The sequence below is a fragment of the Kitasatospora sp. MBT63 genome, from assembly GCF_000710465.2.
In the GTDB taxonomy this organism is placed as follows: Bacteria; Actinomycetota; Actinomycetes; order Streptomycetales; family Streptomycetaceae; genus Kitasatospora.
Genome location: NZ_JAIZ01000636.1, coordinates 1 through 15,188, shown reverse-complemented (window position 1 = coordinate 15,188; position 15,188 = coordinate 1). Strand labels below are relative to the sequence as shown.

Below are 15,188 nucleotides of genomic sequence, written 5' to 3'. Positions count from 1 at the left end.
TTTCCCTCGTTACCGGACTCAGGCCTGCTCGGACAGGAGCTTGCCGTCGGCCGTGGTGAAGCCCTGCTTGAAGGCGTTGATCGCCTCGGTCAGCGCGTCGATCGTGCCGTCCTCGAGCTTCGAGGTCTCGACGATGCCCGCCAGCAGGTCCTTCTTCTCGATCCGCAGGTGGTCCAGGAACTCGCGCTCGAAGCGGCGGATGTCCGCGACCGGGACGTCGTCCAGCTTGCCGGTGGTGCCGGCCCAGATGGAGACGACCTGCTCCTCGACCGGGAACGGCTGGTACTGGCCCTGCTTGAGCAGCTCGACCATGCGCGCACCGCGCTCCAGCTGGGCCTTGGAGGCCGGGTCCAGGTCGGAACCGAAGGCGGCGAACGCCTCCAGCTCGCGGTACTGGGCCAGGTCCAGGCGCAGGCGGCCGGCGACCGACTTCATGGCCTTGATCTGGGCCGAGCCACCGACGCGGGAGACCGAGATACCGACGTTCACGGCCGGGCGGATGCCGGCGTTGAACAGGTCGGACTCCAGGAAGCACTGGCCGTCGGTGATGGAGATGACGTTGGTCGGGATGTACGCCGAGACGTCGTTGGCCTTGGTCTCGATGATCGGCAGACCGGTCATCGAGCCCGCGCCCAGCTCGTCGGAGAGCTTCGCGCAGCGCTCCAGCAGGCGGGAGTGCAGGTAGAAGACGTCACCCGGGTAGGCCTCGCGGCCCGGCGGACGGCGCAGCAGCAGCGAGACGGAGCGGTAGGCCTCGGCCTGCTTCGACAGGTCGTCGAAGATGATGAGGACGTGCTTGCCGTCGTACATCCACTCCTGGCCGATGGCCGAGCCGGTGTACGGGGCGAGGTACTTGAAGCCGGCCGGGTCGGAGGCGGGAGCAGCCACGATGGTGGTGTACTCCAGCGCGCCGGCGTCCTCCAGGGCGCCGCGCACGGACGCGATGGTGGAGCCCTTCTGGCCGACGGCGACGTAGATGCAGCGGACCTGCTTCTTCGGGTCGCCGGAGCGCCAGTTGTCGCGCTGGTTGATGATCGTGTCGATCGCCACCGCGGTCTTGCCGGTCTGGCGGTCGCCGATGATCAGCTGACGCTGGCCACGGCCGATCGGGGTCATCGCGTCGATGGCCTTGATGCCGGTCTGCATCGGCTCGTGCACCGACTTGCGGACCATGACGCCCGGCGCCTGCAGCTCCAGGGCGCGGCGGCCGCTGGAGGCGATGTCGCCCAGACCGTCGATCGGGTTGCCCAGCGGGTCCACGACGCGGCCGAGGTAGCCCTCGCCGACCGGCACGGAGAGGACCTCGCCGGTGCGGTGCACCGTCTGACCCTCCTCGATGCCCGAGAACTCACCGAGGACGACGACACCGATCTCGCGGGTGTCGAGGTTCAGCGCGAGGCCGAGGGTGCCGTCCTCGAACTTCAGCAGCTCGTTGGCCATGACCGAGGGCAGACCCTCGACCTTGGCAATACCGTCCATGGCCTCGGTGACCGTGCCGACCTCTTCACGCGAGGCCGCGTCCGGCTGGTACGACTGGACAAAGTCGGCCAGCGCGTCCCGGATCTCCTCCGGACGGATCGTAAGCTCCGCCATCAGGCTTCCCTGCTCTCCTAGTTTGCGATCCTCGGCCCGCCATTGAGGGCCGCAAGTACTCGACTCTCGGCCGGGTCAGGTGAACCGGCCGTACGTTTTGCCGGCCCACCCTGAGTGGAACCGACGCCCGACCGAGGGTCGGATGATGCTTGGTGTGATCAGCCTTCGAGGACCTGGCGAGCGCCTTCGAGGCGGCTCGACACGGTGCCGTCGATGATCTCGTCACCGATCTGCACCCGGACTCCGCCGCGGACCTCGGGGTCGACGGCGATGTTCAGGTGCACCTGGCGGCCGTACAGCCCGGCCAGGGCAGCGGCGAGCCGCTCCTTCTGGACGTCCGACAGCGGGACCGCGGCGGTGACCAGGGCCACCACGCGTCCGCGACGGGCCGCGGCGAGCTTGGAGTAGGACTCCAGGCCCTGCTCAAGGCTACGTCCACGCGGGTTGGTGACCAGGGCGGTGACCAGGCGGACGGTGCCCGCGTTGGCCTTGCCGCCGAGCAGCTTCTTGATCAGCTCCGCCTTGGCGGCGGTGCCGGCCTTCGGCTCGGTCAGCGCGGAGCGCAGCTCGTGCGAGCCGCTCACCACCCGGCCGAACCGGAACAGCTCGTCCTCGACGTCGTCCAGCGCACCGGCCTTGTCGGCGGCGGTGATCTCGGCGAGTGCCGAGAGCTCCTCCACCGAGTCGACCAGGTCACGGGCGCCCGACCAGCGGGAGCGGACCAGGCCGGAGACCAGGTCGACGGTCTCGCCGGAGACCTGCCCGGACAGCAGCGAGGAGACCAGCTGGGCCTTGTCCTGGCCGGACCGCGAGGGGTCGGTCAGGACGCGGCGCAGCGAGACCTCGCGGTCCAGCAGGGCGGTGACGGCGGTGAGCTCCTCGGCGAGCTTGGCCGAGTCCACCGAGGTGTTGTCGGTCAGGCTCTGCAGGTTCTCCCGGCCGGCGGCCAGGGCCTCGCGGCTGGCGCCGATCACTTGGCGCCCGCCGAGGAAGCGGCCTTGCTCTCCAGGTCGTCCAGGAAGCGGTCGATGACACCGCTCTGGCGGGCGCTGTCCTCCAGGGACTCGCCGACGATGCGGGAGGCCAGCTGGGAGGCGAGCGAACCGACGTCCTGACGCAGGGCGGCAGTCGCCTGCTTCTTGTCGGCCTCGATCTGGGCGTGACCGGCAGCGACGATGGCCTCGCGCTGACGCTGGCCCTCGGCGCGCATCTCGGTGATCAGGGCAGCGCCCTGCTCGCGGGCGTGCTCGGTGATCCGAGCGGCCTCGTGACGCGCCTCGGCGAGCTCGGCGCGGTACTGCTCCAGCAGGGCCTGGGCCTCGGCCTGCGCGGCCTCTGCGCGCTCCATGCCGCCCTCGATGGCGTCACGGCGCTCCGACAGCACCTTCTCGATGCTGGGGAGGAGCTTCTTGCCGAGAAGACCGAAGACGATGAAGAAGCAGAGCAGGCCGATGATGACCTCGGGCCACGCGGGGAGGAGAGGGTTCATCTTCTCCTCCGCCGCGAGGGCGAAACCGGGGTTCATATCAGAACCTTTCGTCGAAAAGGGCTACCGGTGTGCCGGACTTACTGGCCGTAGACAAACGGCATGACGATACCGATGAGCGCGAGCGCCTCGGTCAGCGCGAAGCCGATGAACATGTTGGAGCGGATCAGGCCGGCAGCCTCGGGCTGGCGGGCCATGGCCTGCACACCGTTGCCGAAGATCAGACCGACACCGATGCCGGGGCCGATCGCGGCGAGGCCGTAGCCGATGGAAGCGACGGAACCGGAAACCTCAGCGAGAGCGGACATCTCTGCTAATCCTTTGCGGGATGGAGAACCGGTGGTGGTTGGCCACCGGGAGTTCAGGGGGTTGCAGCCGTCGGGCTGCGGGGCTCAGTGCGCCTCTTCGAGGGCACCGGCGATGTAGCTGCTGGCCAGCATCACGAAGATGTAGGCCTGCAGGAACTGGACCAGCAGCTCGAAGGCGGTGAGGGCGACGGCGACCACGAAGGAGACCGAGCCGTACAGCGCACCGATGCTCGGGCTGAGCAGGTACCAGGAGGCGACCGAGAAGACCACGATCAGCAGGTGGCCGGCGAACATGTTGGCGAAGGCTCGCACCGCGAGGGTGAAGGGACGCACGAAGATGTTCGAGAAGAACTCGATCGGCACCAGGATGAACATGACCCAGCCGGGGATGCCGGACGGCCAGCAGAGGTTCTTCATTCCGCCGACGAAGCCGTGCTTCTTGAAGGTCAGCGACATGTAGGTGATCCACACGATCGCCGCGAGCCCGGCCGGGAAGGCGATCTTCGACATCACCGGGAACTGGGCGAACGGGATGATGGACATGATGTTCATGATCCACACGAAGAAGAACATCGAGACCAGCATCGGGACGTACTTCTCGCCCTTTTTGCCGATGGTCTCCAGCACGATGCTGCGCTTGACGAAGTCGTAGCCGATCTCGCCGACCAGCTGCAGCTTGCCGGGGAGCAGCTTCGGCTTCGCGAAGGCGGCCCAGAAGAAACCGACGACCAGCAGCGCGCAGATGATCGACAGCAGCATCGGCTTGTTGAAGTCGACACCGCCGATGGTGAAGATCGGCTTGAAGTCGAACTCGTTCAGGCCGGGGGCGGGGAAGCCGCAGCCGGAGTTCAGGTGGCACCCGGCCTCAGAGGCAAGCTGCCTTACGTCAGCACCCACCACAGACTCCTTCGTCATGACGCATGGTTACGGCAACCTCGGTGTGTCGGCGTGGCCTGCGGCCACGGAGCGGCACTGGAACTTGATGGAAATCTCGCTGACCCCAGGCGGCCTCGTTCACAGCCGCGGAATCTTCGAAGACCAGTCGGAATCGGGGGGCGATGCGTCCGAGCGGTATGCCTTCACCGCTTGGAGGGACCAGGCCGCATCCCGTACTCCGTTGTTGCGACGGACGATAGCAGCCCGTCAGCAGGGCATAAACACCGCCCCCCTCGCGCGGGAGACAGCCGGCGCTCGTCACTGTTGACGCTCCGACGAGGAGTCCTTGCGCTCGGAAGCGTCGGGGTCGACGTAGAAGATCTTGGCCTTCATCGCACCGCGCACCTGGAAGCCCGTCCAGATCAGAGCGCAGCCGAGCAGCGTGAAACCGAAGACTTTGGTGTCGAAGAGTGAGGTGTGTTTGAACACTGCGAGAACAATCCCCACCAGCAGGATCTGCGTGGTGTACACCGCCAGCGCGGCGGGCATGAGGAGCTGCGCGTTGTTCCTGGTGAGCCGGTCGAGTGCGACCTGGCCGAAGCTGAAGAACGCCATCACCAGCAGCGTTGCGAAGACCGCGCCGAGCAGACCCTTGGTCCCCACAACTGCGGTGGAGATCGCGGCGGCGATCAATCCGGCGACCGCAGTGGGGATTGCGGCGCCACGGATGATCCGGGCGTCGTGGGACGGCATGTCGGCAGCTCCGGCGGCATGTCGGTGTGGCGGGGACGGGCACGGGGGTGCGGCGATGGCGCCGCGCCGAGAACCCCGACCGCGGGGCAACCGCTCGACGGTCGACCCGTCGAGGAAGACCGACCGGGGACGGAAGTCCTCCACCTGTCAGGTCTTTCGGCGTGTTCTCGGTACTCGTGAACGGTATCACAAACTATTTGATGAGAGCTTTACCATGAACGTGTGGTACCTGTCACACTGACGGCTCAATCCTGCGGCCATACGGGCCAGGGGACTTGACGGATGATCAGCCCCGTCGGACCGCCGTCCGGGCCCCCGTCCGACCGGCCCGTCCGGTCAGCCGCGGCGCTCGGCGTGCGAGCCGACCGCGGTGGCTCCGGTGCCGAGCCGGCCCAGCAGCGCCTTGTCGTCGGCGGAGAGCTCCGACATGGCCGGCGCGGCCTGTTCCGCGGCCGCCTGGGCGGGGGCCGGGGCGGAGGCCGCAGCAGCGGCCGGGGCGGAGGCTGCGGCCGCCTCCTGCGGGCCCTTGCGGTAGCGCGGCGGGACGAAGGCCTGGACGGCGCGCGGCGCGTGCGGGCGGAAGCGCGGCATCAGCAGCACCACCAGGCCGACCAGGCAGAGCCCGGCCAGCGCCAGCACCACGGTGCGGCCGGTGTTGGTGACCGAGAAGGCCACCGTGCCGAAGGCGATCAGCGCGGCCCAGAAGTACATGATCAGCACGGCCCGGCTGTGCGAGTGGCCGACCTCCAGCAGGCGGTGGTGCAGGTGCTGCTTGTCCGCCGCGAACGGCGACTTCCCGGCCCAGGTGCGGCGCACCACGGCCAGCAGCAGGTCGGCCAGCGGCAGCGCGATCACGGTCAGCGGCAGCAGCAGCGGGATGTAGGTCGGCACCAGGGCGTGCACGGTGGCGGTCTGCGAACCGGTCTGGTCGGTGACCAGGTCCGGGTCGACCCGGCCGGTGATGGAGATCGCCGCGACCGCGAGCATCAGGCCCAGCATCATCGAGCCGGAGTCGCCCATGAAGATCCGCGCCGGGTGCAGGTTGTGCGGCAGGAAGCCCAGGCACATCCCGATCAGCACCGCGCTGAACAGCACCGCGGGGGCCGCGTCGTTGATCCCGTACCCGTACCAGAGCCGGTAGGAGTACAGGAAGAAGGCGCCCGCGGCGATGCAGACCATCCCGGCGGCCAGGCCGTCCAGGCCGTCGATGAAGTTCACCGCGTTGACCATGACGACCACCAGCGTGACCGAGATGATCATGCCCTGGGTGGGGGTGACGGCCACCGGGCCGACACCGGGCACCGGGATGGAGATCACCGTGATGCCCTGCCAGACCATCACACCGGCGGCGATCATCTGACCGCCCAGCTTCACCAGCGCGTCGACGCCCCACTTGTCGTCCAGCACGCCCAGCACCCACATGATCCCGGCGCCGGACAGCAGCGCCTTCACGTCGGCGCTCTGGATGAACAGCCGGCCCAGGTGGGTCAGCTGGGAGGCGACCAGCAGGCCCGCGCACAGGCCGCCGAACATCGCGATGCCGCCGAGGCGGGGGGTCGGCTCCCGGTGCACGTCCCTGGCCCGGACCGGCGGCATGGCGCCCGCCAGGATGGCGAACTTCCGCACCGGGCTGGTCAGCAGGTAGGTCACGGCCGCCGTGACGAACAGCACCAGCAGATACTCACGCACCACTGGCCTCCTGGTTCACGATCCGACGGTCGAGTACGGAGCGTACTGCGCCGCGCGGCCGGGGCGGGCTGGTTCGGGGTTCGAGGTGCGTCGCCACGGTGCACACCTTATTGAGTCGGACGCTCCGGACGTGCATCGCGGTTCGCCTTGGCGGCCACCCGACTCCCCCGCAACGCTACCGGTGGCCCGCGAAGGCCCGCGCCAGCGCCTGCACCCGGCCCCTGATCCGGGCGTCCGTGCCGGAGTCGAGCACCTGGGCGATCAGGGTGCCGACCTCGGCCAGTTCCGTCTCCCCCATGCCCTGGGCCGCCACCGTCCCGGTGCCCAGCCGGATGCCCGAGGCCTCGGAGGGGGGCGCGGGGTCGAACGGCAGAGCACATTTTCCGAGCATCAGGCCGGCGCCCGCGCAGCGCCGCTCGGCCTCGGCGCCGGACAGGCCGAAGCCGCTGATGTCGACGGTCACCAGGTGGGTGTCGGTCCCCCCGGTCAGCGGCCGGGCGCCGCCGGCCGCGAGCGCACCGGCCAGGGCGCGGGCGCCGGCCACCGCCCGCCCGATGTACGACGCGTACTGCGGGGTGCCGGCCTCCAGCAGCGCCACCGCCTTGCCGGCCACCTCGTTCATCGCCGCCCCGCCCTGGGTGAACGGGAAGACCGCCCGGTCGATCCGGTCCGCGAGCTCCGCGGTGCACAGCAGCAGCCCGCCGCGCGGCCCGCGCAGCAGCTTGTGGGTGGCGGCGACGGTGACGTCCGCGTACGGCACCGGGGAGGGCGCGGCGCCCGCCGCCACCAGGCCGATGGTCTGCGCGGCGGAGGCGATCAGGTAGGCGCCCACCTCGTCGGCGATCTCCCGGAAGGCCGCCCAGTCCAGGTGCCGGGGGTGCGAGATGCCGCCGGCGATGATCGCCTTCGGCCGGTGGGTCCGCGCCAGGTCGCGCACCTGGTCGAGGTCGACCAGCTCGTCGCCCGCGCGCACGCCGTAGCCGACGAAGTCGAACCAGCGGCCGGAGAAGTTGGCCCGCGAGCCGCAGCTCAGGTGGCCGCCGTGCTGCAGCGACATCGACAGCACCGCGTCACCGGGCCGCAGCAGCGCCGCGTAGGCCGCCAGCATCGCCGAAGTGGCGGACCTGGGCTGGACGTTGGCGTGCGGGGCGCCGAACAGGGCACGGGCCCGGTCGACCGCCAGCAGCTCGACCGTGTCGGCCGGCGCGCAGCCGGTGTGGTGGCGATGGCCCGGGTAGCCCTCGGCGTACTTGTCGATCAGCGGGCCGCCGAGCGCGGCCAGCACGGCGGGACTGGTGAGGTTCTCGCCGGCCAGTAGCTGGAGGGAGTCGGCCCGCCGTTCGCGCTCGGCCGCGAGCAGGTCGGCGACCAGCGGATCGGCCTGCCGCAGGGCGGCGGAGGCCGTCCAGGGAGCGGGGGTCTCGGTGGAGCCGTGCACGGTGTCGGTGACGGTCATGGCAGCGCTCCGGGGCAGCGGCGGGCGAGGTGCTTCCAGCGTAGGACGGCACCGCGGTCCGGGCCCGCCCGCGCGCGCCGGGGTACACCCGTCAGGGCGGGGGCACCTCCTGAGCACCCGACAGACACACTTCGATCACAGCACCCCCCGGAGTCCTCCCCATCCGGGGCGCGTCGGACCGCCGCGGGCGGTCCGGGGGCCGGATCAGTGGCCGGCCGGCACCCCGGTCAGCGCCGTCACCACCGGGTCGAGGGCGTCGAATATCTCCTCGCCGCAGTTGCGGAACATGCCGATCGGCGCCCCGTACGGATCGTCGACCTCGTCGAACTCCGGCGAGGACGCCAGCAGCCAGCCGCGCAGAGCAGCCGCCGAACGGACCAGCGCCCGGGCCCGGTCGGTGAGCCGGGAGCCGTCGTCGGCGTACGGCAGGGTGCGCGGGTCCACCCGGCGGACCAGCCGGGTGAACTCCTTGAGCGTGAACGTCCGCAGCCCGGCCGAGTGCCCCATCGAGATCACCTGCGCCCGGTGGTCGAGCGTCGCGGTGAGCACCAGATCGGCCTCGATGACGTGTTCGTCCAGCAGCTCGCGCCCGGCGAAGCCGGCCGTGTCGGCACCGTACTCGTCGAGCACGGTGGCGGCGTGCGCCTCCATCGGCGCGCCCTCGTGGCCCCAGGTGCCGGCGCTCTCCACCACGATCCGCCCGGCGGTGGCCGGGGCGAGCCTGGTGTCGAGTTCAAGCCGGGTCAGCCGCTCGGCGATCGGCGAGCGGCAGACGTTACCGGTGCAGACGAAGAGGATCCGGAAGGAGTCGAGCGGACGGGGCACCACCGCCAGGGCGGAGGGTATGCCGGGGTCCGCGCCGTGCAGCGAGGCGGCGGCCGTCAACTGCCGGCCTCCAGGTCCGGAACGACCTCCCTCAGCTGCTCGACGCTGATCGCGCCCGCCCGCAGCACCACCGGGACCTTGCCGGTGACGTCGACGATGGTGGAGGCCGTCGCGTGGTCGGCCTGCCCGCCGTCCAGGTAGACCGAGATCGCGTCGCCCAGCTGGCCCTCGGCCTCGTCGCAGGTGGCCGGCGACGGGCCGCCGGTGCGGTTGGCGCTGGAGACCGCGAGCGGGCCGGTGGCGTTCAGCAGCTCGATCGCGACCGGGTGCAGCGGCATCCGGACCGCGACGGTGCCACGGGTGTCCCCGAGGTCCCAGCGCAGCGAGGGCTGGTGCTTGGCGACCAGGGTCAGCCCGCCCGGCCAGAACGCGTCGACCAGCTCCCAGGCCTGCTCGGAGAAGTCCGTGACCAGCCCGTGCAGGGTGGTCGGCGAGCCGACCAGCACCGGCGAGGGCATGTTCCGCCCGCGCCCCTTGGCGGCGAGCAGCGCCGCCACGGCCTCCGGGGAGAACGCGTCCGCGCCGACCCCGTAGAGGGTGTCGGTCGGCAGCACCACGAGCTCGCCGCGGCGGATCGCGGAGGCGGCCTCACGCAGACCGGTGGCGCGGTCCCCGGCATCGGCGCAGTCGTAACGGCGGCTCATCGGTACGGTCCCCTTCCGAGATGGCTCAAGCTGATCTGCTGTGCGGGCGGCCCCGCGGCGGCGCCGGGCCCGTTCACGACGACGCCCCACGGGCGGCGGTACTGCGTACGGTCACACGGCACGCGGCCGAACGCGCCGGACTGTTCACAACGACGCCCTTCGGGCGGTTGTACCGCGCTGCACTCTTCACAACGACGCCCTTCGGGCGGTTGTACGGCGCTGGACTGTTCACAACGACGCCCTTCGGGCGGTTGTGAAGCGCGGCCGGTGGTTCAGGTCGCGGTGGTCGGCGGCGTCGGTCCAGCCGCTCTCCTCCTTGAAGATCCACGGCACCTGCCCGCCCTGGGTGTCGGCGTGCTCGATCACCACCGCGCCGCCCGGCCGCAGCAGCCGGGCCGCGACGCGTTCGATGCCGCGGATGGTGTCCAGGCCGTCCTCGCCGGAGAACAGCGACATCTGCGGGTCGTGGTCGCGCGCCTCGGGCGCCACGTACTCCCACTCGGTGAGCGGGATGTACGGCGGGTTGCTGATCACCAGGTCGAAGCGGCCGTCCCAGGCGCGCTCCGACTCGAAGGCGCGGGTGGCGTCACCGGCGTGCAGGGTGATCCGGGCCCGGTCCGGGCTGGCCGCGATGTTGCGCCGGGTGTACTGCAGGGCGCCCTCGTCGAGCTCGAAGGCGTGCACGGTGGAGCGCGGCAGCTCCTGGGCCAGCGCCAGCGCGATGGCGCCGGAGCCGCTGCACAGGTCGACCACCAGCGGCTCGGCGACGTCCATGTCGCGCACCGCGTCTATCGCCCACTCGACCACGGTCTCGGTCTCCGGCCGGGGCACGAACACCCCGGGGCCGACCTCCAGCTCCAGGTAGCGGAAGAACGCCCGCCCGGTGATGTGCTGCAGCGGTTCACGCGCCTCGCGCCGGGACACCGCCTCCCAGTAGCGGGCGTCGAAATCGCCGTCGGGAACGGTGTGCAGCTGGCTGCGCTTGACGCCGTGGATGTACGCCGCCAGCTCCTCCGCGTCGAAGCGCGGCGACGGCACGCCGGCCGCGGCCAGCCGCTGGGTGGCCTGGGCCACCTCGGCGAGCAGCAGGTTCATCCGTACACACCCCTGGTCTGTGGGCTCGGGCTTCGGTGCTCAGTTCTCCTGCGCGGCAGCCAGCTTGGCGGCCGCGTCGGCGTCCACGCAGGACTGGATGATCGCGTTCAGGTCGCCGTCCAGGACCTGGTCCAGGTTGTACGACTTGAAGCCGGTCCGGTGGTCGGAGATGCGGTTCTCGGGGAAGTTGTAGGTCCGGATCCGCTCCGAGCGGTCCACCGTGCGGACCTGGCTGCGGCGCGCGTCCGAGGCCTCCTGCTCGGCGGCCTCCTGGGCGGCGGCGAGCAGCCGCGAGCGCAGGATGCGCATGGCCTGCTCCCTGTTCTGCAGCTGGCTCTTCTCGTTCTGGCAGGACGCCACGATACCGGTCGGCAGGTGGGTGATCCGGACCGCCGAGTCGGTGGTGTTGACCGACTGGCCGCCGGGGCCGGACGAGCGGTAGACGTCGATCCGCAGGTCGTTGGCGTGGATCTCGACCTCGACCTCCTCGGCCTCGGGGGTGACCAGCACGCCCGCCGCGGAGGTGTGGATGCGGCCCTGCGACTCGGTGGCCGGCACCCGCTGCACGCGGTGCACGCCGCCCTCGTACTTCAGCCGGGCCCAGACGCCCTGGCCGGGCTCGGTGGTGCCGCGGGTCTTCACGGCGACCGAGACGTCCTTGTAGCCGCCGAGGTCGGACTCGTTGGCGTCGATCAGCTCGGTCTTCCAGCCCAGCCGCTCGGCGTAGCGCAGGTACATCCGCAGCAGGTCGCCGGCGAACAGCGCGGACTCCTCGCCGCCCTCGCCGGCCTTGACCTCCAGGATGACGTCCTTGTCGTCATTGGGGTCGCGCGGCACCAGCAGCAGCCGCAGCTCCTCGGTCAGCTCGTCCCGGCGGGCCTCGGAGGACTTCACCTCGGCGATGAAGTCGGGGTCCTCGGCGGCCAGCTCGCGGGCGGCCTCGATGTCCTCGCCGGCCGCGCGCCAGGCACGGTAGGCGACGGTGATCGGGGTGAGCTCGGCGTAGCGCTTGGCGAGCTTGCGGGCGTTGGCCTGGTCGGCGTGGACCGACGGATCGGCCAGCCGCGTCTCGAGGTCGGCGTGCTCGGTCAGGAGCTCTGCGACTGCCTCGAACATGGGGTGGGCCTACTTCCCGTGAGAGCTGGTGGGGCTGGGTGGCGAGGGGTGCGGGGAGACGCGAACGGCGCCGGCCCCAGCGTCCCCACCGTACGACGGGGACGCCGGAGACCGGCGCCGTGGAAGCGCTAGGCCTGGGGGGCGCTGTGCTTCTTGCCGAAGCGGGCCTCGAAGCGGGCCACGCGGCCACCGGTGTCGAGGATCTTCTGCTTGCCCGTGTAGAACGGGTGGCACTGCGAGCAGACCTCGGCGCGGATCTCGCCGCTGGTCTCGGTCGAGCGGGTGGTGAACTCGGCGCCGCAGGTGCAGGTCACCTTGGTGACCACGTACTCGGGGTGAACGTTGGGCTTCAAGGGGTTCTCCTAGGTTTCGGGAGGGCACCGGGTCGGCAGCGGGAGCTGCACGTGAACCGGGACCGACGGACCAGTGTGCCAGCACTGACCGCATCTTCCCAAACCGGGTACATTTCCCGGTTATTCCACGGCTACCCGCCGGCCCGGCGTGCTGGGGTGCCCGCTCCCGCCCCCGGGGACCTTGCCGCGGTTCCGGTGGAGGCTCCGGCCGTCGCCCTGGCCGAGGGGCCCGCGGTGGGGCCCTGGGCCGGGTCGGCGGGCTGTCCGGCGGTCACGGCGGCGGGCACCGGCTGGTCGGCCCTGAGCGCGGCCCACAGCTGGTCCGCCAGCGGGCGGGCGGGCACCACGCGGTTGGCGTCCGAGGGTGCGGTGACGACCGGCAGAGTGACCATCGCCATCTGGTCCGGGCCGATGGACTTGAGGGTGTCGGCGAGACCGACCAGCGAGTTGACCGAGCCCAGGTCGGAGTCGGTGGTGACGCTCTTGGTGAGCTTGTCGGCGGTGGCCCAGAGCTTGGCGGGGTTGGTGGTCAGCCCGACCTTGCCGACCTGGCTCATGATCGACCTCACCATCTGCTGCTGCAGCTCGATCCGGCCGAGGTCGCTGCCGTCGCCCACCCCGTGCCGGGTGCGGACGAAGGCGAGCGCCTGGTCGCCGTCCAGGTGGTGGGTGCCGGCCGGCAGCTTGAGCCCGCTGTCCTGGTCGGTTATCGGGACGGCGGTGGTGACGGTGACGCCGCCGATGGTGTCGATCAGCTCGGCGAACCCGGCGAAGTCGATCTGCACGTAGTGGTCCATCCGCAGCCCGGTCAGCTGCTCGGTGGTCTTCACGGCGCAGGCGGGTCCGCCGACCTCGAAGGCGGTGTTGTACATCGCGCTGCGAGCGGCCGGGACGCTCTTGCCGTCCGGCGCGGTACAGGCCGGGCGGGCCACCAGGGTGTCCCGGGGGATGCTCACCACGCTGGCGCGGCTGTGGTCCTGGCTGACGTGCACCACCATCGCGGTGTCGGAGCGGGCCGTGCCGTCGGTGGCGCCGCCGGCCAGGGCACCGTTGGCGCCGCCGCGCGAGTCCGAACCGAGCACCAGCAGGTTGAACGAGCCGTCGGTGGCGGCCGGCGGCCGGGCCTCGCCCAGCTGGCCGTTGATGTCGACGCTGGTGATGTTGCCGTTGAGCCGCAGGTACGCGTAGCCGGCCGCGCCGGCGGTCAGCAGGACCAGGGCGCTCGCCGCGATGATCAGGTTGCGTCTCAGCCGCCGCCGCGGGCGTTTACCGGCCGCGGGCGTCCCCTCGGGCGGCTCGGTGTCCGGGGGTGCGGCGGCGGGCCGCTGCGGGTCGTCCTCCTGCGGTCCGGCCATCTCGCCTCCCTCGTCACCCGGCGCGACCGTGGCCGCGTGAGCATCGTGCGCCCGACCCTTTCATCCGGTATGACCGTTGTTTTGAGGATAAGCGCGCAGCGGGCCGCCAGCCGCCCCACCCGACTTGACCCCGGACATGACAAGGGCCCCGGACCGCAGCGCGGTCCGGGGCCCTGTCGGCCGATCCTGCGTCAGTCGCCCGAACCGGGGGTGGTCTTGGCGATCTGCATCAGGAACTCGGCGTTGCTCTTGGTCTGCTTCATCTTGTCCAGGAGCAGCTCGATGGCCTGCTGCGAGTCGAGCGCGTGCAGCACCCGGCGGAGCTTCCAGGTGATCGCCAGCTCGTCGTTGCCGAGCAGGATCTCCTCCTTGCGGGTGCTGGACGCGTCGACGTCCACCGCGGGGAAGATCCGCTTGTCGGAGAGCTTGCGGTCGAGCTTGAGCTCCATGTTGCCGGTGCCCTTGAACTCCTCGAAGACCACCTCGTCGGCCCGGGAGCCGGTCTCCACCAGCGCGGTGGCGAGGATGGTCAGCGAGCCGCCGTTCTCGATGTTGCGCGCGGCACCGAAGAACTTCTTCGGCGGGTACAGCGCGGTCGAGTCGACACCACCGGACAGGATGCGGCCGGAGGCCGGCGCCGCCAGGTTGTAGGCGCGGCCCAGGCGGGTGATCGAGTCCAGCAGGATCACCACGTCGTGGCCCAGCTCCACCAGGCGCTTGGCGCGCTCGATGGCCAGCTCCGCGACCACGGTGTGGTCCTCGGCCGGGCGGTCGAAGGTCGAGGAGATGACCTCGCCCTTCACCGACCGCTGCATGTCGGTGACCTCTTCCGGACGCTCGTCGACCAGGACGACCATCAGGTGGCACTCGGGGTTGTTGTGGGTGATCGCGTTGGCGATGGCCTGCATGATCATCGTCTTGCCGGTCTTCGGCGGGGCGACGATCAGACCGCGCTGGCCCTTACCGATCGGCGACACGAGGTCGATGATGCGGGTGGTCAGCACGCCCGGGTCGGTCTCCAGGCGCAGCCGCTCCTGCGGGTACAGCGGGGTGAGCTTGCCGAACTCGGGCCGGCCGCGGCCGCTGTCCGGGTCCATGCCGTTGACGGAGTCCAGCCGCACCAGGGCGTTGAACTTCTCGCGGCGCTCGCCGTCGCGGGGCTGGCGCACCGCGCCGGTGATGGCGTCACCCTTGCGCAGGCCGTGCTTGCGCACCTGGGCCAGCGAGACGTAGACGTCGTTGGAGCCCGGCAGGTAGCCCGAGGTCCGCACGAACGCGTAGTTGTCGAGGATGTCCAGGATGCCCGCGACCGGGATCAGGACGTCGTCGTCACCGACCACCGGCTCCGGGGCACCGGTGCCCTCGAAGCCCTCGCGGCGACGGCCACGGCGGTCACGGTAGCGGCCACGGCGGCCACGGCGGCCGTCGCCGAACTCGTCGTCGTCGTACCCGCCCGCCTGCGGCTGGCCGGCCGGCTGGCTCTGGCGCTGCGGCTGGCCGGCGTCCTGCGCGCCGCCCTGCTGCTGGCCGCCCTGGCCGCCCTGGCGCTCGCCGCGCTCGGGCCGCTCGCGCTCGCGGT

General features: G+C 71.0%; 15 protein-coding genes. All 15 read right to left on the bottom strand.

What is annotated here, in order from left to right:
* Positions 1–18 precede the first annotated feature (18 nt).
* Complete coding sequence (gene atpA / locus AA75_RS33245) at positions 19–1,593, bottom strand: F0F1 ATP synthase subunit alpha (RefSeq protein WP_033824075.1); 1,575 nt, start codon at positions 1,591–1,593, stop codon at positions 19–21.
* A gap of 158 nt (positions 1,594–1,751) precedes the next feature.
* A complete protein-coding gene (locus AA75_RS33240) occupies positions 1,752–2,567 on the bottom strand; it encodes a F0F1 ATP synthase subunit delta (protein WP_033824074.1) in 816 nt (271 codons plus the stop codon).
* On the bottom strand, positions 2,564–3,118 hold the full coding sequence (locus tag AA75_RS33235) for a F0F1 ATP synthase subunit B (RefSeq protein WP_033824073.1): 555 nt from the start codon (positions 3,116–3,118) through the stop codon (positions 2,564–2,566). The genes AA75_RS33240 and AA75_RS33235 overlap by 4 nt, the downstream gene beginning before the upstream one ends.
* A gap of 41 nt (positions 3,119–3,159) precedes the next feature.
* On the bottom strand, positions 3,160–3,387 hold the full coding sequence (atpE, locus tag AA75_RS33230; RefSeq protein ID WP_014138091.1) for an ATP synthase F0 subunit C: 228 nt from the start codon (positions 3,385–3,387) through the stop codon (positions 3,160–3,162).
* Positions 3,388–3,471: 84 nt separating this feature from the next.
* The gene (gene atpB, locus AA75_RS33225; RefSeq protein WP_051813927.1) at positions 3,472–4,302 is read right to left on the bottom strand and encodes a F0F1 ATP synthase subunit A; all 831 of its coding nucleotides are present in this window, start codon (positions 4,300–4,302) and stop codon (positions 3,472–3,474) included.
* A gap of 279 nt (positions 4,303–4,581) precedes the next feature.
* Positions 4,582–5,016: a hypothetical protein gene (locus AA75_RS33220; RefSeq protein ID WP_033824071.1), complete on the bottom strand. Its 435-nt coding sequence runs from the start codon at positions 5,014–5,016 to the stop codon at positions 4,582–4,584.
* A 336-nt stretch (positions 5,017–5,352) separates the two neighbouring features.
* Positions 5,353–6,705 (bottom strand): MraY family glycosyltransferase, encoded by a 1,353-nt coding sequence (locus tag AA75_RS33215; RefSeq protein WP_033824070.1) that lies wholly within the window; start codon positions 6,703–6,705, stop codon positions 5,353–5,355.
* A gap of 175 nt (positions 6,706–6,880) precedes the next feature.
* Positions 6,881–8,161: a serine hydroxymethyltransferase gene (glyA, locus tag AA75_RS33210; RefSeq protein WP_033824069.1), complete on the bottom strand. Its 1,281-nt coding sequence runs from the start codon at positions 8,159–8,161 to the stop codon at positions 6,881–6,883.
* A 204-nt stretch (positions 8,162–8,365) separates the two neighbouring features.
* The gene (locus AA75_RS33205; RefSeq protein WP_063794490.1) at positions 8,366–9,007 is read right to left on the bottom strand and encodes a protein-tyrosine-phosphatase; all 642 of its coding nucleotides are present in this window, start codon (positions 9,005–9,007) and stop codon (positions 8,366–8,368) included.
* Between the two features lie 35 nt (positions 9,008–9,042).
* Entirely contained in the window at positions 9,043–9,690 is a 648-nt protein-coding gene (locus tag AA75_RS33200; RefSeq protein WP_033824068.1) for an L-threonylcarbamoyladenylate synthase, read from the bottom strand.
* Positions 9,691–9,918: 228 nt separating this feature from the next.
* Positions 9,919–10,785 carry a peptide chain release factor N(5)-glutamine methyltransferase gene (prmC, locus tag AA75_RS33195; RefSeq protein WP_033824067.1) on the bottom strand — a complete coding sequence of 289 codons (867 nt, stop codon included), beginning with the start codon at positions 10,783–10,785 and terminating at the stop codon, positions 9,919–9,921.
* Positions 10,786–10,824: 39 nt separating this feature from the next.
* Positions 10,825–11,901 carry a peptide chain release factor 1 gene (prfA, locus tag AA75_RS33190; RefSeq protein WP_033824066.1) on the bottom strand — a complete coding sequence of 359 codons (1,077 nt, stop codon included), beginning with the start codon at positions 11,899–11,901 and terminating at the stop codon, positions 10,825–10,827.
* A 128-nt stretch (positions 11,902–12,029) separates the two neighbouring features.
* Positions 12,030–12,254 carry a 50S ribosomal protein L31 gene (gene rpmE, locus AA75_RS33185; protein ID WP_033824065.1) on the bottom strand — a complete coding sequence of 75 codons (225 nt, stop codon included), beginning with the start codon at positions 12,252–12,254 and terminating at the stop codon, positions 12,030–12,032.
* Positions 12,255–12,385: 131 nt separating this feature from the next.
* Positions 12,386–13,609: an LCP family protein gene (locus tag AA75_RS33180; RefSeq protein ID WP_063794488.1), complete on the bottom strand. Its 1,224-nt coding sequence runs from the start codon at positions 13,607–13,609 to the stop codon at positions 12,386–12,388.
* A gap of 191 nt (positions 13,610–13,800) precedes the next feature.
* Positions 13,801–15,188, bottom strand: a 1,388-nt coding sequence (gene rho / locus AA75_RS33175) for a transcription termination factor Rho (protein WP_033824064.1), incomplete at its 5' end; no start/stop codon positions are given.